Here is a 19,499-nt window from a genome sequence, read left to right as displayed (position 1 = left end):
GATGTCCTTCAAGAGCGTTTTCCGATCCGCGCCGCCCTGTCGGCGTCGAACCACCACAACGCGGGGAAGCCCGACTGGCCGTATTTGGGTAGTTCGGCCGGCCGGCCGAAGCGATCCCAGCGCGCGGTACGGACCTTGGGGTAATTCCACTGCGGCACCACATAGTGATTCCACAACAGCACCCGATCGAGCGCTTTGGTCGCCGCCACGAGGTCGGCTCGATCTTTGGCAAAGATGACACGCTCGATAAGCTTGTCGATCGCCGGATTCTTGATGCCGACAACATTGTCCGAGCCCGCCATGTCAGCCGCCTGGGAACCCCAGTCTTCGCGCTGCTCGTTGCCCGGCGACAAGGACTGCCCCCAAGACGCAGTAATGATGTCGAAATCCCAGCTCCGAAGGCGGTTTTGATACTGTGTCGGATCGATCGTACGTACACTGACGGTGATTCCGAGCCGCTCCAGCGAAGGCTTGTAAAACAGCATGACCCTTTCGAAGTCAGGCTGTTGGGTCAGCAATTCGACCGTAAACTGCGCTCCCGTCTTGCTGTCGACCAGCTTGCGATCCCGTACCTCGTAACCGGCCTCTTTCATCAGCCGCAGCCCCTCGCGCAGATTCTCGCGCACGGCTTCCGGATTGCCACCAACCGGGTTGGTGTACGGCTTGGTGAAAACCTCGGCGGGGACTTCCGCGCGGACGGTTTCGAGAATCTCCAGCTCTCTTCCCTGCGGCAAACCGGTCGCCATCAGTTCTTCGATACCATCAAAGTAGCTGCTGATGCGTTTGTACTGACCGAAGAAGATCTGCTTGTTCATCTCCTCGAAATCGAACGCGTAGTTGAGAGCACGACGCACACGAGGATCGCTGAATTTGGCGCGACGGAGATTCGGCGCAAACGCCTGCATGCTTCCGGAGCTGCGGTTGGGGAATTCCTCGAGCAGCACACGCTTGTCGCCAACAGCCGGGAAGTCATAAGCCGTCGCCCAGTTCTTGGCGCTGTTTTCAGTGCGCCAATCGACCTGATCGCCTTTGAAGGCTTCAAGGGCCACCTGACTGTCGCGGAAATATTCGTAGCGCAGTTCGTCGAAATTGTTGCGCCCGATGGCAAAGGCGAGATCGCGGCCCCAGTATTCCTGGACCCGCTCCAGCGTCACCGTCCGGCCGGGAACGAACTCCTTGATGCGATAGGGAGCGGAGCCAAGCGGCTTTTCCAGCGTGGTCCCGGAAATGTCGCGCTTGCGGCCTTCGCTATCGGTACCTTCCCACCAGTGCTTGGGCAGAATTGCAAGCTGGCCGACGATTTGCGGCAGCTCGCGATTGCCGGGCGCATCGAAGGTGAATTTGACGTCGCGCTCGCCGCTCTTCTCCGCCTTCACGACGTGGCGGTAATAGGCCGAGTAGAACGGATGATGCTTCTTGTAGGAATCCAGCGAGAAGATCACGTCCTCCGGCGTCACTGGCTTTCCGTCGTGCCATTTCGCCTGCGGCCTCAGGCGGTAGATGACGTACGAGAAATCATCGGGATGGCTAACCGACTCGGCCAAGGCGCCGTATTCGGTCGAGACCTCATCCAGCGATGGTATCATCAGGGGTTCGTAGATGAGCTGCACCGCCGATGCGAGTTGCCCCTTAACTCCCGCGACGACGTGATTGAAATTGTCGAATGTGCCGACCAGGATCTGGCGGACCACGCCGCCCTTGGGCGCGTCCGGATTGACGTAGTCGAAGCGCTTGAAGTTGGCCGGGTATTTGACCTCGCCAAACAGCGATAGCGCATGCCGCCACGCCGGTTCGGCCGCTTGTGCCTGGGCCGGCGAAATGCCAGGGGCGCCCGGGGTCAATCCCAGCGCAGGGGCCATAGCGGCGACCGCGCCGCCCTGGAGAAGATGTCGTCGGGTAATTGCCAAATGCAGAATTCCTGTTGCTGACGCCAGTATCCGTGCTTTCGAAGTCTGCGGCGGTCCCAGACGCGAACCACGCAAACAAGAGGCGGGGTTATTGAGGACCCAATATAAGGCAAGGTTTCGACGTATTACGTTGCTTTTTCCTCATGATAGCAGCTTGGGAACACCGCCGCTGCGGCGAAAAGTCCCGGTAACGACTATGGCAACGGCGGCGCGATCCCTCATACGCAAACGGCCAGGCAATGCCTGGCCGTGATGTCGCGCACAAGTCCATGCCGGACTGGCGAAATGTTACTTCGCCGCGGTCGGCAGCGGCGCCGGCTTTTCCGACAGCGAGTTCAGGTAGGCGATGATGTCGGCGCGCTCGCTGTCCTTTTGGATGCCGGCAAAGCCCATCGCGGTGCCGGGAACGTAGGCCTTGGGGTTGGCGAGAAACTTGTTGAGGTCGTCGAAGGTCCAGGTCCCGCCTTTGCCCTTCAGGGCGGCCGAGAAGTTGAACCCGCCGCGGCCGGCGCCCTTCGGCTCGTTGATGACGCTATAGAGGTTGGGACCGACGCGGTTGGGGCCGCCCTTCTCGAAGGTGTGGCAGGCCGCGCACTTCTTGGCGGCGCCAGCGCCCTTCTCGACGGAGGCGGTCTGCAGCAGCTTTTCGATCGGCTCGGCGGGCGCCGCGGCGTCCTTGGATCCGGCTCCCTGCGCAGCGTCTTCCTTCACGGCGATCTCGAAGCCCGGCTTTTCCGGCTTCACCGGCGCGAAAATCGCATGGGCGGCGAAGCTCGTCACCAGAACGAGAAGGCACGTGGCGAGGATGGCGCCGAGAATCTTGTTGAGTTCGAAGGAGTCCATAACGGATCAGGCTCCAGGCCGGAAAGTTCGACTGAAGGCCGGCAGAACGGCCGCGGATGCGCGTCAGGAATCAGCTTTCGCGCCGCACCCTCAGCACGGTGGAGATATCGGTTTGCCCCGGCTCTGGCAACCCGTATAAACGCCCCGACTTTCCGCCAGTCCCCCATTATTTCCGGCCTGTTCTCAGAGGCCGGCCGACCGCGTTCCGCATGACCCAAACCCGCATTCTGGTGCTGATTCCCGCCCGCATGGCGGCGACCCGCCTGCCCGGCAAACCGCTGCTCGATATCGGCGGCCAGCCGATGATCGTTCACGTGCTGCGGCGGGCCGAGGAGGCCCAAATCGGCCGGGTGGCCGTCGCCACCGACACCCCCGAGATCGCCGCCGCCGTGAAGGCCGCCGGCGGCGAGGTGGTGATGACCCGTGCCGACCATCCCTCCGGCTCGGACCGGATCCATGAGGCGATGCGGACGATCGATCCCCACGGTGAGGCCGAGATCGTGGTCAACCTGCAGGGCGATTTTCCAACGATCGACCCGGCGACCATCCGCGCAGCGCTGCCGCCGCTCGACGATCCCGCGGTCGACATCGCGACACTGGCCTCGCAGATCCATACCGAGGAGGAGGACCAGGCCCCCAGCGTGGTGAAGGCGGTCGGCTCGCCGAGCGGGGCCAACCGGCTCCGCGCGCTCTATTTCACCCGCGCCACCGCCCCCTATGGCGACGGCCCGCGCTACCACCACATCGGCCTCTATGCCTACCGGCGCGCCGCGCTGGAGCGGTTCGTGGCGCTGCCGCCGTCGCCGCTGGAGCAACAGGAGAAACTGGAGCAACTGCGCGCGCTGGAGGCCGGGATGCGGATCGACATCACCCTCGTCGACAGCGTCCCACGCGGCGTCGACACCCCGGCCGACCTCGAAACCGCCCGTAAAATACTAAAGCCTCGTTCTGCTTGAACGAGACTTTTGCTTTTGTTTTGACGCGTTTTCCTGGCGCGAACCGGTATCCAATTCGCTTGAAAACGCTATAGCCAAAGCCTGACCGGCTGCCTAAAAGCCCCGCATGATCAAAAAGCTCAAAATCGCATTCCAGGGCGAGCCTGGCGCCAATTCCCATATCGCCATCGTCGGGGCCTATCCGGACGCCGAGCCGTTGCCGTGCCCGACCTTCGAGGACGCACTGGCCGCGATATCATCGGGCGAGGCCGACCTCGGCATGATCCCTATCGAGAATTCGGTCGCCGGCCGGGTCGCCGACATCCATCACCTGCTGCCGCACTCCGGCCTGTTCATCGTCGGCGAATGGTTTCTGCCGATCCACCACCAGTTGATGGCGCCGCGCGGCGCCAAGCTCGCCGACATCAAGACCGTCGAGAGCCACGTCCACGCGCTTGGCCAGTGCCGTCGCATCATCCGCAAGCTCGGCATCAAGCCGATCGTCTCGGGCGACACCGCCGGCAGCGCCCGCATCGTCGCCGAGCGCGGCGACAAACATTGCGCCTCGATCGCTTCCCGGCTCGCCGCCGACATCTACGGCCTGGACATCCTGGCCGAGGACGTCGAGGACGAGACCCACAACACCACGCGCTTCGTGGTGCTGGCGCGCGAGGAGAAATGGGCCGAACAGGGATCCGGCCCGCTGGTGACCACTTTTGTCTTCCGGGTGCGCAACCTGCCCGCCGCGCTCTACAAGGCGCTCGGCGGCTTCGCCACCAACGGCGTCAACATGACCAAGCTGGAAAGCTACATGGTCGACGGTGAATTCTTCGCGACGCAGTTCTACGCCGACGTCGACGGCCATCCCGAGGACAAGGGACTGGCCTTTGCGCTGGAGGAACTGAAATTCTTCTCGCGTGAATTCCGCATAGTCGGCGTCTATCCCGCGCAGCCGTTCCGCGCGACGTTCAGCGAGAAGGCGGGTTGAAGTCAGCCTTGCGGCCGCCGGACAACGGTGGCTATTTGCACGCTTGCGGCAGGCCGCCCCCTCAGGCCACTTTCCTGTCGTCGGACCGGCGTGACGCCGACTGTCCCCCGCGGCTGCGCCGCTCAGGACCCCGATAATTCGAATCGTTCTCCATGCGACGATTCAAGGCGCCGGTACGCAATTTGAGGAAAAATTCGCGAACCTCGTTCGCAAGGCGCTCGGCCGCACTGGAGACGCTGTCGGACGTTTCCAGCACGTGATCGGCGGAACGGCTGGTCTCGCCGATCGCATCGTTGACCGTCGAAATGCTCGACGCCAGGGTCTTCGAACCGGAAGCCGCCATCTGGACGTTGTGCGAGATCTCGCGGGTCGCGGCGCCCTGCTGCTCTACGGCGCGGGCGATCGCGGTGGTCACTTCGTCGATCCGGCGCATCGCTTCGCCGACTTCCTTGACCGAGGACACGGCGCTGCCGGTCGAGGCCTGGATACCGGAAACGTGCCGTGAGATCTCCTGCGTCGCCCTGGCGGTCTGCTCGGCCAGCGACTTGACCTCCTGGGCGACCACAGCGAAGCCACGGCCCGCCTCGCCGGCCCGCGCGGCCTCGATGGTCGCGTTGAGCGCCAGCAGGTTGGTCTGCGCGGCAATGGCCTGAATCAGATCCACCACCGAAGAAATGCTTTGCGCCGCTTCGGCCAAGCCTTCGATCTGGCTTTCCGAGCGCTGCGTGACGGTGCTTGCCGAGCGCACCGTCGAATTCGACAGTTCGATCTGACGGCCGATCTCGTGGATCGAACTGGTGAGTTCTTCGGCCGCGGCGGCAACGGTCTGGACGTTGCCCGCCGTCTGTTCGGAGGCCGAGGCCGCCGAGGCCGCCTGGTTCGTGGCCTCGCTGGCGATTCTGGTCAGGGCCGCGGCGGTCTGCTTCATGGCCACGGCATTCTCGCCCACCATCGCCAGCAATTCCGTCGACTTGCCGCGGAAATCCTCGACCGCCTTTTCCATGTTGCGGTTCATCGCGTCCCGCGCCTCGACTTCCTTCGCAAAATTCTTCGCGGATTCCTGTTGCGCAATGACGGTATCCCGGAATTTGGCAACGGCGCCGGCCACCAGGCCGATTTCGTCGCGGCGCGCCGCGGTCTTGAACTCCACCGCGGTGTCGCCGCCGGAGAGCCGGGCAGAATCCGCCACCAGTTGCGCGATCGGCCCGGTGATGGAGCGCGCGACCAGACATCCCGTCACGATGCCGATGCCGAGCCCGAGCGCGAGCATAATCCACTGCGACAGCAGCAGACTCTCCACGCGGCCGGCAATCTTTGTTGTGTCTTGGGCGAGAATGGCCTGCTGGTTGGTCTTGATGCCGCCCGAGCGAATGCCGCTGGCGTCCTTCTTGCCGTCGAGCAGGTCCAGTATCCTGGCCGCACGGGACGCCGCTTCACTGGTGAGAATAAAGACCGGCGCGTTCCACTCCGGCGATTGTCGAAGTGCAAAGATTCGGCCCGGCAGCGGCGCGAACGCGGCGTCGGCCTTTGCAATCGCTTCGAATGAGCTCTTCTGTGTCGCGGTCAGCAGCTCTTCGTTGGTCTTGAGCAGCGCGAGCGCCGTCCTGAAGTTAGACAACGGTGCTCCGAACTTCTCGCGATCCGCCGCTTCTCCCGACGCGACATAAAGCCGTAGCTGGGAACCCGCCGCCGCCAGATTGCCGCGCACATCGGCCATCGTCTTCAGGAGACGCTTGCGTTCGGGGCTGGCCTCGAGCTGTTCCTCTTCGTCGATCATCCGGGTGATCTGGCCAAACATGGCGGCGATCAAAGGCGCGGCCTCGGTCGAGAGCAGCTTGGTGGCGGGATAGGCATCGGGCGTGAAGGCCACGCTCTCGGCTCTGGCCTGCGCGGCGCGCAACTCGCCGATCAGGGTTTTGGCCTCGGCCCAGATCTTTTTGTTCTCGGGATCGGTAAAGCCTGCGGCCAGACGGTCGAACTCAGCACTGGTGCGGTCGAGTTCGGCCCAGGTCGCGGCGCGGTCCTGCTTGCCCTGCGGATCGCCGGTGAGCAGATGGTCACGCACCGTTGACAGCGTCGAATAGAGATTGCCGACAAGCCGGGTGCTCGCAATCGCAACCGGTGCGCGCAGATCGACGACGCGTTTGAAGCGATCGGATATGTCGGATATCGCATAAGCCGTATAGGCGACGGTCGCGGCGAGCAGCACGCAGGTCGCACCAAAACCTGCAAGCAACCTGCCCTGGATGCCAAAGCTGAATAACGACATCGGAATATGCCCCAGCCGAAGCGCTGCGAAAAAAGCACGCAAATTCAGCACGGCATCTCGACAGCGGCGCGATCCGAACGGAATGCAATGTATGGTTAGCATTGCGCTAACGGCTTAAGCAAAAATGAAGTTAATTCCCCGTGCAAACACGGTCCGAGACCCGTAACGGCAGCGGCGCCCGGAACCCGAGACAAAGCTGGCCTGACCGAACCGCTTCAGCGCCACCGACCAAAGCTTGCAATTTTCAGGGACGACAGCTTTTCTTACGCCGCCGCCTTGTTCGCGAGGCCGAACGCATCGGCCAGCAAACTATACGACTTCTTGCGCGCGTCGTGATCGTACACCGCCGTGATGATCATCAGTTCATCCGGTTGGCTTGCCGCGATCATCGGCTGCAGCTTCGCCATGACCGTGGCCGGGCTGCCGACGGACAGCCGCGAGCGGTTGCGCATGACCGAGGCGCGCTCGGCGTCCGAATATTGATAGGCCTGCGCTTCCTCGACGCTCGGCAACGGCAGATATTGGCCGCGGTCGCGGCGCAGCCGGTTGAGGTCCATCGAGGAGGCCAGCGTTTCGGCTTCCGCATCGGTTTCCGCGGCGATCGCGGCAACGGCGAGGATGCCATGCGGGCCTTCGCGCCAGCCCGACGGCTTGAAGTGGCTGCGGTAATTGGTCATCGCCGCGACCGCGTCATAGGAGGCAAAATGATGCGCGAACGCAAATCCCATGCCGACCTGCGCAGCCAGCTCCGAGGAATAGTCGCTCGAGCCGAGCAGCCAGATCGGCGGCAGCGGCGTGTCATCCGGCATCGCCACCACATTGTGGTAGGGATGTCCCTGCGGGAAATCGCGGGTCTCCCACAGCACCAGTTCACTTAAGCGTTCGAGAAAATCGTCGCCCTCGCGGCGATCCAGCCGGCTGCGCAGCGCGTGCGCCGTGGCGCCATCCGTGCCGGGCGCGCGGCCGAGGCCGAGATCGATGCGACCGGGAAACAGCGCCTCCAGCATCTTGAAGCGCTCGGCCACCACCAGCGGCGCGTGGTTGGGCAGCATCACGCCGCCGGAACCGACGCGGATGTTTTTGGTCACCGCGGCGATCTGCCCGATCATCAGATCGGGCGCGGGGCTCGCCACCGAAGCCAGGTTGTGATGTTCGGCAAGCCAGTAACGGACATAGCCCAGCCCATCGACGTGGCGCGCCAGGTCGATGCTGTTCTGCAGCGCGTGGGCCGGACGGGTGCCGGTGGTGACGACGGAGAGGTCGAGGACTGAAAGCGGGATCATCGCGGTAAACTAGTGCGGCAGGTGAGGACGACAAAGGCCCTGACGGCGCAGAGCAGGCCCGCGCCTGTGGGGAAAAAAGAGAGCCCCGCACCACATCGTCGAGTGGGAGAAAATGTTACATTCTCGTGAATATATCAACTGGCCCACTGGTACAGAAGCGTTGTTGGAGTGATATTTTTGCCATTTACAGCTATATATTCTGCAAATCTCAGTATTTTCGTTGCCCAATTCTCACCCCCACCCTCGCCTCTGTGGCATTTTCCTGAACGTATTGGGCTATTTCCCACCTCAAATGGGCTGTTGGGCCAACCCCATTCGTCCTATTTTAGCTCATCAGAGCTAGACCCGATGTCCTTCCACCCTTCCGGAGAGCTTGTGAGTGCCATGACCGAGACCACGCCCGCCACTTTCGATGGCCCTCGCGCGCTGCACTCGCCAAAGATCTCGTTCGAGTTCTTTCCACCCAAGACGGACGAGATGGAGCGGAGCCTGTGGGAATCCATCAACCGGCTGGCGCCACTCACCCCCAACTTCGTGTCGGTGACCTACGGCGCGGGCGGATCGACCCGTGAACGCACGCACGCGACCATTGCCCGCATCCTGAAAGAGACCAGCCTGACCCCGGCCGCGCATCTGACCTGCGTCGGCGCGCCAAAGGGCGAGATCGACGACGTGGTGGCGCGCTATCACGAGATCGGCGTTCGCCACATCGTGGCGCTGCGCGGCGATCCAACCACCGGCATCGGCACCGCCTATCGGGCGCACCCGGACGGCTACCAGAGCTCGCCGGACCTGATCGAAGGCATCAAGAAGCGTTATCCCGATATCGAGGTTTCGGTGTCGGCTTACCCGGAAAAACATCCGGAGAGCCCGACCATCGACGCCGACATCGACACGCTGAAGGCCAAGGTCGATGCCGGTGCAGCCCGCGCCATCACGCAGGTGTTCTTCGATAACGACCTTTACTTCCGCTACCTGGAACGCGTGCGCGCCCGCGGCATCGATATCCCCGTCGTCCCAGGCATCATGCCGATGCACAATTTCAAGCAGGCGCGGAATTTCGTAACGCGCACCGGCACAACAGTGCCGGACTGGCTCGCGGAAAAATTCGAAGGCCTCGACGACGACGCCGAGACGCGCAAGCTGGTGGCCGCCACCGTGGCGGCCGGCCAGGTGCAGAAACTCGCCAAGCACGGCGTCGACACCTTCCATTTCTACACCATGAATCGCGCGGACCTGGTGTTCGCGATCAGCCATCTCCTGGGCATTCGCCCCAATGGCGCACAGAAAGCCGCGTGATCCGATGAGTGTAGCCGCTTCCCCGAAGAGAGCCGCGCTGCTCGCTGCCGCGCGCGAACGCATCCTGGTGCTCGACGGCGCCATGGGCACGATGATCCAGGGCCTGCAATACGACGAAGCCGCGTTTCGCGGCGCGCGCTTTGCGGACTTCCATCGCGATGTCAGGGGCAACAACGATCTGTTGATCCTGACGCAGCCGCAAGCGATCGAGGACATCCACGCTGATTATTTGCGTGCCGGCGCCGACATCGTCGCCACCAACACCTTTTCCTCGACTTCGATCGCGCAGGCCGACTACGACATGTCGGACCTCGCCTACGAACTGAATCGCGAAGGCGCACGGCTTTGCCGCAACGCGGCCGAACGCGTCACGGCGGAAGACGGCAAGCCGCGTTTCGTGGCCGGCGCGCTGGGCCCGACCAACCGCACCGCATCGATCTCTCCCGACGTATCCAACCCCGGCTATCGCGCCGTCACCTTCGACGATCTGCGCCAGGCCTATGGCGAACAGATCAACGGCCTGCTCGACGGCGGCGCCGACCTGCTGCTGGTCGAAACCATCTTCGATACGCTGAACGCCAAGGCGGCGCTCTACGCGATCTCGGAGATCGCCGAGGAACGCGGCATCGACGTGCCCGTGATGATCTCCGGCACCATTACCGACAAGTCGGGCCGGCTGCTGTCGGGTCAACTGCCGGAAGCGTTCTGGAATTCGGTGAGGCACGCCAAACCGATCACCATCGGCTTCAACTGCGCGCTCGGCGCCGAAGACCTGCGCGCCCATATCGCCGACATCGGCCGCGTCGCCGATACGCTGGTGTGCGCTTATCCGAACGCCGGGCTGCCCAACGAGTTTGGCCAGTACGATGAGAGCCCGGAATACATGGCTCGCCTGATCGGCGAGTTCGCCGAGGCCGGCCTCGTCAATATCGTCGGCGGTTGCTGCGGCACCACGCCGGACCATATCGCGGCGATCGCTGCCGCCGTCGCGCCGCACAAGCCCCGCGCTGTTCCCGAGATCGAACCACGGCTGCGGCTTTCGGGACTCGAGCCGTTCGCCCTGACGTCCGCGATTCCCTTCGTGAACGTCGGCGAGCGTACCAACGTCACGGGATCCGCCAAATTCCGCAAGCTGATCACGGCGGGCGACTACACCGCGGCGTTGCAGGTGGCGCGTGACCAGGTCGAGAACGGCGCGCAGATCATCGACGTGAACATGGACGAAGGTCTGCTGGACTCGGAAGCCGCAATGGTGACCTTCCTCAACCTCGTCGCTGCCGAGCCTGACATCGCGCGCGTGCCCGTGATGGTCGACTCCTCGAAATTCAACGTGATCGAAGCCGGCCTGAAATGCGTTCAGGGTAAGCCTGTCGTGAACTCGATCTCGATGAAGGAAGGCGTGGAGAAGTTCATCCACGAGGCCCGGATCGCGCGCCGCCATGGCGCGGCCGTGGTGGTGATGGCGTTCGACGAAGCCGGCCAGGCGGATACGTTTGCCCGCAAGACCGAGATCTGCAAGCGCGCCTACGACATCCTCGTCGACGAGGTTGGCTTTCCCCCCGAGGACATCATCTTCGATCCCAATATCTTTGCGATCGCCACGGGACTTGAAGAACACAACAATTACGGCGTCGACTTCATCGAGGCGACGCGCTGGATCCGGGCGAACCTGCCGCATGCGCATATTTCCGGCGGCGTCTCGAACCTGTCGTTCTCGTTCCGCGGCAACGAGCCGGTGCGCGAGGCGATGCATTCGGTGTTCCTGTATCACGCCATCAAGGCCGGCATGGACATGGGCATCGTCAATGCCGGGCAGATGATCGTCTATGACGACATCGATCCCGAACTGCGCCAAACTTGCGAGGACGTCATCCTCAACCGCGACCCCGGCGCGTCCGAGCGGCTGCTGGCGCTGGCGGAAAAATTCCGCGGCAAGGAGAAGCAGACCAGGGAGCAGGACCTGGCCTGGCGCGAATGGCCGGTCGAAAAACGGCTCTCCCACGCGCTGGTGCACGGCATCACCGAGTTCATCGAGGCCGACACCGAGGCCGTGCGGCTGACGGTGGAGCGGCCGCTGAACGTGATCGAAGGCCCGCTGATGGCCGGCATGAATATCGTCGGCGACCTCTTCGGCGACGGAAAAATGTTCCTGCCGCAGGTGGTGAAGTCGGCGCGGGTGATGAAGCAGGCGGTCGCCTATCTGATGCCGTTCATGGAAGAAGAAAAGGCGCGCAACCTTGCCAATGGTACGGCGACCGACGGCCGCAACGCCGCCGGCAAGATCGTGCTCGCCACCGTCAAGGGCGACGTCCACGACATCGGCAAGAACATCGTCGGCATCGTGCTGCAGTGTAACAACTTTGAAGTGATCGACCTCGGCGTCATGGTGCCGGCCAGCAAGATCATCGAAACCGCCAAAGCCGAGGACGCCGATATCATCGGGCTGTCAGGCCTGATCACGCCGTCACTCGACGAGATGAGTTTTCTGGCCGGCGAAATGGAGCGGCAGGGCATGAAGATGCCGCTGCTGATCGGCGGCGCGACGACGAGCCGCGTCCACACCGCCGTCAAGATCGACCCGAACTACAAGGGCGGGCCGGTGGTGCACGTCAACGACGCCAGCCGCGCGGTGGGCGTCGCGTCATCGCTGCTGTCGCCCGAGCGCCGCGAGGCCTACGCCGCCGACATCCGCGCCGAATACGCAAAAATCTCCGCGGCGCATTTCCGCGCGCAGGCCGACAAGAAGCGGCTGAAACTGGCGGATGCCCGCGCCAACGCAGTGAAGGCCGATTTTGCGAGAACGCCGCCGAAGAAGCCGGCGTTTCTGGGCATCAAAAGTTTCGACGCCTACGACCTGGCGGAGCTGGCCGAGTACATCGACTGGACGCCGTTCTTCCAGACCTGGGAACTGGCCGGGCGCTTTCCGGCGATCCTCGACGATCCCAAGATCGGCGAAGTCGCCCGCTCGCTCTACGACGACGCACGCAAGATGCTCGATCTCATCGTCGAGGAGAAATGGTTCACGGCGCGTGCCACGATCGGCTTCTGGCCGGCCAATGCCGATGGCGACGATATCGCCGTCTATGCCGACGACAGCCGCATGAAAAAGATCGCGACCTTCCACACGCTGCGCCAGCAACTGGAGAAGCGCGAAGGCCGCTTCAACGCCGCGCTGTCGGACTTCATCGCACCCGCGTCCTCCGGTGTGCCTGATTACATCGGCGCCTTCGTGGTCACCGCCGGGATCGGCGAGGATGCGGTCGCCGACCGCTTCAAGAACGCCAATGATGATTACTCTTCCATCCTGTGCAAGGCTCTGGCCGATCGCCTCGCCGAGGCCTTTGCCGAACGGATGCACCAGCGCGTCCGCAAGGAATTCTGGGGTTACGCGCCGGACGAAACATTTGCTCCCGATCAGCTGATCCTCGAACAATATGCCGGCATCCGCCCGGCGCCCGGTTATCCCGCGCAACCCGATCACACCGAGAAGGCAACGCTGTTCCGACTGCTCGATGCCGAGAACACCGCCGGCGTGAAACTGACCGAGAGCTTTGCGATGTGGCCGGGCTCGTCGGTATCGGGGCTTTATTTCTCTCATCCCGAAAGCTTCTATTTCGGCGTCGGCAAGATCGAGCGCGACCAGGTTGAGGATTACGCCGCGCGCAAGGGCATGAGCGTCGCCGAGGCCGAGCGCTGGCTGGCGCCGGTGCTGAACTACATTCCCTCGCAGGAAGCCACGAAAACGGCTGCGGCGGAGATCGTCCCGGCCAATGATGTCGCCTCACATCCCCCGGGGTGCACCTGCGCCGTGCATCTGACCTGGCGGAAGAAGGCGGTGGGGGCGTAGCCTCTTTCTTCCCTTCTCCCCTTGTGGGAGAAGGTGGCGCGAAGCGCCGGATGAGGGGTGCTCTCCGCACCCACCGTTCTGTGCTTGTGGAAAGAACCCCTCACCCGTCTTCGCTTCGCGAAGCCACCCTCTCCCACAAGGGGAGAGGGGAAGAGAGTGCGGAGCCTCCCATGAAATTCTTTTCGTTCTGGCGATCGCTGGCGAGTTTTCGCGTACGGATCGCGCTCAATCTGAAAAACCTCCCGGTCAAGGTCGTGTTCGTCGACATTGACGCCGACGCCCATCGCGAAGCCGGATATCGCCAGATCAACCCGCAGATGGCGTTGCCGGCGCTGGTCGTGGATGACGGCACCACGCTGTTCCAGTCGCTCGCCATCCTCGAATATCTCGACGAGAAATATCCCTCGCCGCCGCTGCTGCCGGCCGATCTCAACGGCCGCGCCCGCGTGCGCGCGCTGGCGCTGATGGTGGCCTGCGAGGGCCATCCGCTGCTGACGCCGCGGGTGCGGCGCTATCTCGACCACGAACTCAATCTGCGCGACCCGCAGCAGGCGGCGTGGCGGCGGCACTGGACCGTGGAGACGCTGGCGGCGCTGGAAGGACACCTGGCCGGTCACAAGGACACGGGCCGGTATTGTCACGGCGATCAACCGACGCTGGCCGATATCTGCATGGTAGGCCACGTCACCGCAGCGGTGACGCAGCAGATCGATCTTGCGGTTTGGCCGACGGTGCAGCGGATCTTCGAGACCGCAATGGCGCTGCCGGAGTTCGCCAAAGCGCATCCGCTGGCTCAGCCGGATACGCCCGAGGCGATGCGGGTAAAGCGATAGGCCCTCCCCAGCTGCCGGGTCGACCGGCCGCATGGCCAATCGGCAAAATCGCCATATCGCGCAGGGAACCCGGGGTTTCTTGCCGCGTTTGCATCGGGTTATCCTGTGACCTGACTGCCAAGCAGCTCCCTACAAGAAGGATTTCGGATGCCGGAAATCGCAATTCCGACGCCGCATCTCGTTGATCGCAGCCTCTCTTCCCGCCAAAAATCCCATCTTCGAAGCATTTTGAGGGACGCCACCGCGGCAGATCATGCGCGGCTTGATGCAAAGCTAGGTGCGCTGGCGCTCTGCACAGTTGCCGGCTATCGCTGTTTTCTGGAAATCAACGCTGCGGCGCTGTTGCCGCTCGAGCGGTCGCTGGAAAGAGCCGGCGTGCGCGCCATGCTGCCGGATTGGGACGATCGCGCGCGGACGGGTGTTATCCTGGCCGACCTCGCCCGGCTGGGCGGAAGGCCCAGCCGCCTGGATGCGCCCGAGTTGACCGATCGCTCCGCCATGCTCGGCACGCTGTATGTGCTGGAAGGATCACGTCTCGGCGCGGCCTATCTGCTGAGGACGGTGAAGCAGTGCAGCGACCCGCTGATTTCAGGCACGACCGCCTTCCTCGGCCATGGCGCGGGCCGGCAGTTCTGGCCGCAATATCTCGCCGCGCTCGAAGGCTATGCCGACGACCTTTCCGAGGACGATGTGGTCCGCGCAGCGCGGTCCGCCTTCGACCTGTTCGCACGCGCGGAGGCGCTGTCATGAAGCCGCAGGTCGACCTCACAAATTGCGACCGCGAGCCGATTCACATTCCCGGCAGCATCCAGCCGTTCGGATTCCTGCTCGGCCTGCAATCCGATTTCACCGTCTGCATGGCTTCCGAAAACGTCGCTGACTATCTCGGCCGCGACTACACCGACGTCTTCCAGCGCCCCGTCACCGAAGTACTTTCGAAAGCGGCGGTCGACGCCATCCGCGCCCGCGTCGACTATTTATCTAGTCCGGACGCCAGCGAACGGATTTTTGGGGCGCCCCTGCAGGATGGCGGCAGGCCGTTCGACATCTCCATCCATTTCTCCGGCGTGTACCTGATCATCGAGGCTGAGCCCTCGGTGATCGAGCACGACGCCAATTCCGGTGAGATGGTCCGTCTGATGGTGAGCCGAATCCGCAAGACCAGGGGCGTGACCGAACTGGCGCAGGAAGCCGCACGCCAGCTCAAAGTGCTGAACGGGTTCGACCGCGTGATGGTCTATCGCTTCCACCCGGACGGATCGGGCGAGGTAATCGCCGAGGTCGCGACGTCGGGGCTGGAGCCTTTCCTCGGACTGCATTACCCGGCCTCCGACATCCCGGCGCAGGCGCGCACGCTCTACACCCGCAACTGGCTGCGCATCATCGCCGACATCAACGCCACGCCCGTGCCGCTGGCCTCAACGGCGACCCACAGCGCGGCGCTGCTCGATCTGTCGACCTCGACGCTGCGGTCGGTGTCGCCGATCCACATCGAATATCTGCGGAACATGGGCGTCGCCGCCTCGATGTCGGTGTCGATCCTGCGCGACGGCAAATTGTGGGGCCTGTTCGCCTGTCACCACTACTCGCCGCGACACGTCTCGTTCGAGCGGCGCACCGCCGCCGAACTTTTCGGTCAGATGTTTTCCTGGGTGCTGGAAACCCGCGAGCGCGAGGCGACGATGGCCTATGAAACGCGCGCGCACCAGATCCAGGAGCGGCTGATCGAGGCCGCCGCCGGCCACGAACACAGCCAGCGCGCCGTCGCCGACTTCATCGGCGACTATCGCAAGATGATCGAATGTGACGGCATCGCGATCTGGTCCAATGACGAAATCACGCTGTCCGGGGAAACCCCGACGGAGCGGGAGGTGAAGGACCTCGTCGGCTTCATCAACCGCACTTCGCCGGGAAAGATCTGCGCCAGCGCCGAGATCGGCAAGATCTACGCCGCGGGCGAATCCTTCCGCGACCGCGCCGCTGGCTTCCTGGCGATCCCGATCTCGCGCACGCCGCGCGACTGCCTGATCTTTTTCCGCCGCGAAATCCTGCGCAAGGTGAACTGGGCGGGCGCGCCCGGCAAGGTCTATGCTTCCGGCCCGCTCGGCCCCCGTCTCACCCCGCGCAAGAGCTTTGAGCTGTGGCAGGAGACGGTGCACGGCCAGTCCGCGCCGTGGACCAATGCCGAACTGCAGATCGCGGAAGGGCTGCGCATCACGCTGCTCGAGGTGATCTTGCAGCTCGCCGATCTCGCCGCCCGCGAGCGCAAGAGCGCGCAGGAGCGGCAGGAGTTGATGATCGCCGAGCTCAACCACCGCGTCCGCAACATCCTCAGCCTGGTGCGCGGCCTTGTGACCCAAAGCAAGAGCACCGCCGCCAGCATCGAGGAATTCGCCGGCGTGCTGGGCGGACGCATCCAGGCGCTGGCACGCGCGCATGACCAGATCACCAGCCTGAACTGGGCGCCGGTGGCGCTGAAGGCGCTGGTGGAATCGGAAGCCGGCGCCTATCTCGGCGCGCGCGCCGACCGCATCGAAATGACCGGACCGGAAGTGGCGCTCGACCCCAAGGCGTTCGCGACGCTGGCGCTGGTCGTCCACGAGATGATGACCAACTCCGCCAAATATGGCGCGCTCGCGGATTCCACCGGCAAGGTCGAGATCGCCTGGAAGCTCGACCAGAGTTCAAGTCTGGTGATCGACTGGAAGGAGAGCGGCGGCCCGCCGGTGCAGCCGCCGTCACGACGCGGCTTCGGCACCACGATCATCGAGCGCTCAATCCCGTTCGACCTCAAGGGTGACGCCGAGCTGCGTTTCGACCTGCTCGGCGTACACGCGCACTTCGTCATTCCCGCCAATTATGTGGAGATGGTGACCGCCATGACGGGCATTGCAAGCAAGGTGGAGACCGACAAGGCGGCGCCGCCGCGCCTGTCCGGCACGGCGCTGATCGTCGAAGACAATCTGATCATCGCGATGGCGGCCGAAGTGATTCTGCTCGAACTCGGCGCGCGCCACGTCGGGACGGCCGCGTCCGTCAGCCAGGCGCTGGCGGCGATCGATCGCGAGAAGCCGGATTTCGCGCTGCTCGACCTCAACCTCGGCAGCGAGAACAGCATCCCGGTCGCCACCAGGCTGACCGAATTGAAGGTGCCCTACATGTTCGCCACGGGTTACGGCGAGCGGGCACCGATCCCGGCCGCACTGGCCGCCGCTCCCGTGGTGCAGAAGCCGTACACCCGCGAGGTCGTCGAAGCGGCGCTGGTCAGGCTGCGGGAGGCGGTCCCGGCGAAGGGCTAATTCTTCGGCGGATCCAGCGCCTGCACGATCTCCTGGAACGGCGGCAGCGCCTCGCAGCGCGCCGCATGCGCCTTCAACGCGGGATAGCGCGCGTCGAACAGCGCCGGATGCGCCTCGCCGACGAAGCGCAGCACGCAGCCGACCGCGATATCGGCGTGGCCGATGTTTTCGCCGAACCAATACGGCGTCGTGACTGCGGCGCGCTCCTTTTCCAGCATCTCGAGCACGCCTGATATCTGCGCCGTGCAGCGGTCGATCCAAAGCTCAAGCTGGCGATCCTTGCGCAGCACGCGCTCGTACAAGAGGCTGACGCCCTTGTCGCCGAGGCCCGACGCCAGCGCGGCAATCCGCAAATGATGCCGCCGGGCGGCGCCGCTGCGCGCGATCATCGCCTTGTCGGGTCCGACGCGGTCGTCGAGATAATCCAGAATCATCGCGCTCTCGATCAGTGCCTCGCCGTCGTCCAGCACCAGCGTCGGCACCCGCCGCAGCGGATTGTAGGGCGCGATCTTGTCGGCATCGCCGAAGGTCGACCACGGCTTGTGCTCGTAGGCGATGCCATAGAGCCGCATCGCGATGGCGACGCGGCGGACAAAGGGGGAGTCGTATTGGCCGATCAGGAACATGGGGCACTGCTCTCCATTCGTCATGGCCGGGCTTGACCCGGCCATCCATCTACCTTGAAGTGATCATATTGGAGGTAGATGGATGCCCGGATCAAGTCCGGGCATGACATTCTGAGATCGGGAAAACGACATGTGGTCACCTCTGCTATTCGGCCTGCTCGTGCTGCTTATGCCTGCAGCCACGGCCCATGCCCAATCCGCCCCGACCGGCTTCCAGTCGCCGTCAAAAAACATCACCTGCCAGTATTTTGCCGACGACAAGCAGAACGCGCTCCGCTGTGATATCGCTGCGATGGAAATAAAGCCGCGCCGCCCCGCCGATTGCGAGCTCGACTATGGCGGCGCCTTCCAGATGAACACCAAGGGCCCCGCCGCCCGCCTCTGCCACGGCGACACCGTGATGGACCCGCGCCTGCCCGTGCTGGGCTACGGCGAGGTGTGGCAGCGCGGCGGATTTACCTGCACATCGGAGCAGACGGGCGTGACGTGCTTCAATGCGGAGCGACGCGGATTTTCGCTGTCTCGGGGGAAGCAGGAGGTTTTCTGAGGAATGACGTTCGGCGCTGCCTCAATAACAGGTCGTCATACTCCGCGAAGGCGGGGTATCCAGTACGCCGCGGCGTCGCGATTCTATCAAAACTGCTCTGGGATACTGGATCCCCGCGTCCGCGGGGATGACGGCGGAGGGTGAGGAAGCTTGAGTGTCTCACTCAATCACCGGCACATGCCGCGCCACATCGCGCGGCACTGTCCCGTCAAGCCGTGGATCGTTGACCACTTCGACCTGCCGCCGGAACGGGCGAAAGCCCGAGCGCTGGTAGAAGGCGAGCGCCGAGGGATGGTCGAACGTGCAAGTATGCAGCCAGAGGCGCTTGATCGGATGCGACCATGCAATCTCTTGCGCGCGGTTCATCAGCCAGCGGCCGGCGCCGGTGCCGAGGCATTTTTCGGTGAGCCCGAAGGAGACGATCTCGCAGTGCCCGGGCTCGCGAAAATCCATCTCGAGCAGGCCCTCGTCGCGGCCCTCATGGACGAGCGCATGAATCTCCATCGAAAGCGATTGAATGGTCGCAGCCAGCTCGGCATCGGGCATCTTTATCCGCGAGACCCACAGCCACGGCCGGCCGACGCGGCCATAGAGATCGCGGTACCAGTCGAGCGCGGGGGCATTGACGTGCCGTATCGTCCAGGCGCCGGCGGGATCAGGAAGCGGCGCCGGGCGCGCGGTCATTTCCAGGTGCGTGGTGACAGCGGCGATCTTGCCGGCGGGAACGTCGGAATAGCCGTCGGGCAAAATCATCGATCGCTTTCTCCTATGCGGCGGCAGGTACGAAACATATTCGCTCGCAACGCGTCATTCGCCTATGCGC

At 63.8% G+C, this 19,499-nt stretch carries 14 protein-coding genes; 8 read left to right on the top strand and 6 right to left on the bottom strand.

The genetic code is table 11. From position 1 onward, the window contains the following. Positions 1 to 8: 8 nt before the first annotated feature. Positions 9 to 1,907: an ABC transporter substrate-binding protein gene (locus tag QUH67_RS04420; RefSeq protein ID WP_300945437.1), complete on the bottom strand. Its 1,899-nt coding sequence runs from the start codon at positions 1,905 to 1,907 to the stop codon at positions 9 to 11. Positions 1,908 to 2,195: 288 nt separating this feature from the next. Continuing rightward, positions 2,196 to 2,750, bottom strand: coding sequence for a c-type cytochrome (locus tag QUH67_RS04415; protein ID WP_300945436.1), 555 nt, complete (start codon positions 2,748 to 2,750; stop codon positions 2,196 to 2,198). A 209-nt stretch (positions 2,751 to 2,959) separates the two neighbouring features. Between QUH67_RS04415 and QUH67_RS04410 the strand changes: the two genes are divergently transcribed. Further along, complete coding sequence (locus tag QUH67_RS04410) at positions 2,960 to 3,706, top strand: 3-deoxy-manno-octulosonate cytidylyltransferase (protein ID WP_300945435.1); 747 nt, start codon at positions 2,960 to 2,962, stop codon at positions 3,704 to 3,706. 106 nt (positions 3,707 to 3,812) lie between these two features. Further along, positions 3,813 to 4,673 (top strand): prephenate dehydratase, encoded by an 861-nt coding sequence (locus QUH67_RS04405; RefSeq protein WP_300945434.1) that lies wholly within the window; start codon positions 3,813 to 3,815, stop codon positions 4,671 to 4,673. A gap of 61 nt (positions 4,674 to 4,734) precedes the next feature. On the opposite strand, the gene QUH67_RS04400 is transcribed toward QUH67_RS04405, so the two are convergent. Both QUH67_RS04400 and QUH67_RS04395 read right to left on the bottom strand, forming a co-directional pair. After that, the gene (locus QUH67_RS04400; protein ID WP_300945433.1) at positions 4,735 to 6,942 is read right to left on the bottom strand and encodes a HAMP domain-containing methyl-accepting chemotaxis protein; all 2,208 of its coding nucleotides are present in this window, start codon (positions 6,940 to 6,942) and stop codon (positions 4,735 to 4,737) included. A 263-nt stretch (positions 6,943 to 7,205) separates the two neighbouring features. Beyond that, the gene (locus QUH67_RS04395) at positions 7,206 to 8,225 is read right to left on the bottom strand and encodes an LLM class flavin-dependent oxidoreductase (protein ID WP_300945432.1); all 1,020 of its coding nucleotides are present in this window, start codon (positions 8,223 to 8,225) and stop codon (positions 7,206 to 7,208) included. 384 nt (positions 8,226 to 8,609) lie between these two features. Between QUH67_RS04395 and metF the strand changes: the two genes are divergently transcribed. The 5 genes from metF (at position 8,610) to QUH67_RS04370 (ending at position 17,503) form a co-directional block, all read left to right on the top strand. Next, positions 8,610 to 9,524: a methylenetetrahydrofolate reductase [NAD(P)H] gene (gene metF, locus QUH67_RS04390; RefSeq protein ID WP_300947936.1), complete on the top strand. Its 915-nt coding sequence runs from the start codon at positions 8,610 to 8,612 to the stop codon at positions 9,522 to 9,524. A 4-nt stretch (positions 9,525 to 9,528) separates the two neighbouring features. Next, positions 9,529 to 13,371, top strand: coding sequence for a methionine synthase (metH, locus tag QUH67_RS04385; protein WP_300945431.1), 3,843 nt, complete (start codon positions 9,529 to 9,531; stop codon positions 13,369 to 13,371). Positions 13,372 to 13,541: 170 nt separating this feature from the next. Then, on the top strand, positions 13,542 to 14,204 hold the full coding sequence (gene maiA, locus QUH67_RS04380) for a maleylacetoacetate isomerase (protein ID WP_300945430.1): 663 nt from the start codon (positions 13,542 to 13,544) through the stop codon (positions 14,202 to 14,204). 147 nt (positions 14,205 to 14,351) lie between these two features. Next, positions 14,352 to 14,954 carry a biliverdin-producing heme oxygenase gene (locus QUH67_RS04375; protein ID WP_300945429.1) on the top strand — a complete coding sequence of 201 codons (603 nt, stop codon included), beginning with the start codon at positions 14,352 to 14,354 and terminating at the stop codon, positions 14,952 to 14,954. Next, positions 14,951 to 17,503: an HWE histidine kinase domain-containing protein gene (locus QUH67_RS04370; protein WP_300945428.1), complete on the top strand. Its 2,553-nt coding sequence runs from the start codon at positions 14,951 to 14,953 to the stop codon at positions 17,501 to 17,503. Before QUH67_RS04375 ends, QUH67_RS04370 begins: the two co-directional genes overlap by 4 nt. Here the strand turns inward: QUH67_RS04370 and QUH67_RS04365 are convergent. Further along, a complete protein-coding gene (locus QUH67_RS04365) occupies positions 17,500 to 18,129 on the bottom strand; it encodes a glutathione S-transferase family protein (protein ID WP_300945427.1) in 630 nt (209 codons plus the stop codon). The genes QUH67_RS04370 and QUH67_RS04365 overlap by 4 nt on opposite strands. A gap of 130 nt (positions 18,130 to 18,259) precedes the next feature. Here QUH67_RS04365 and QUH67_RS04360 point away from each other — a divergent pair, with 130 nt between their 5' ends. Continuing rightward, positions 18,260 to 18,676 (top strand): DUF6636 domain-containing protein, encoded by a 417-nt coding sequence (locus tag QUH67_RS04360; protein WP_300945426.1) that lies wholly within the window; start codon positions 18,260 to 18,262, stop codon positions 18,674 to 18,676. 159 nt (positions 18,677 to 18,835) lie between these two features. On the opposite strand, the gene QUH67_RS04355 is transcribed toward QUH67_RS04360, so the two are convergent. Continuing rightward, positions 18,836 to 19,429, bottom strand: coding sequence for a GNAT family N-acetyltransferase (locus QUH67_RS04355; protein WP_300945425.1), 594 nt, complete (start codon positions 19,427 to 19,429; stop codon positions 18,836 to 18,838). Positions 19,430 to 19,499 lie beyond the last annotated feature (70 nt).

Source organism: Bradyrhizobium roseum (assembly GCF_030413175.1).
Taxonomy (GTDB): Bacteria; Pseudomonadota; Alphaproteobacteria; order Rhizobiales; family Xanthobacteraceae; genus Bradyrhizobium; species Bradyrhizobium roseum.
The sequence above is the reverse complement of the archived record's forward strand: the minus strand, read 5'-3'. Positions and strand labels throughout refer to the sequence as shown.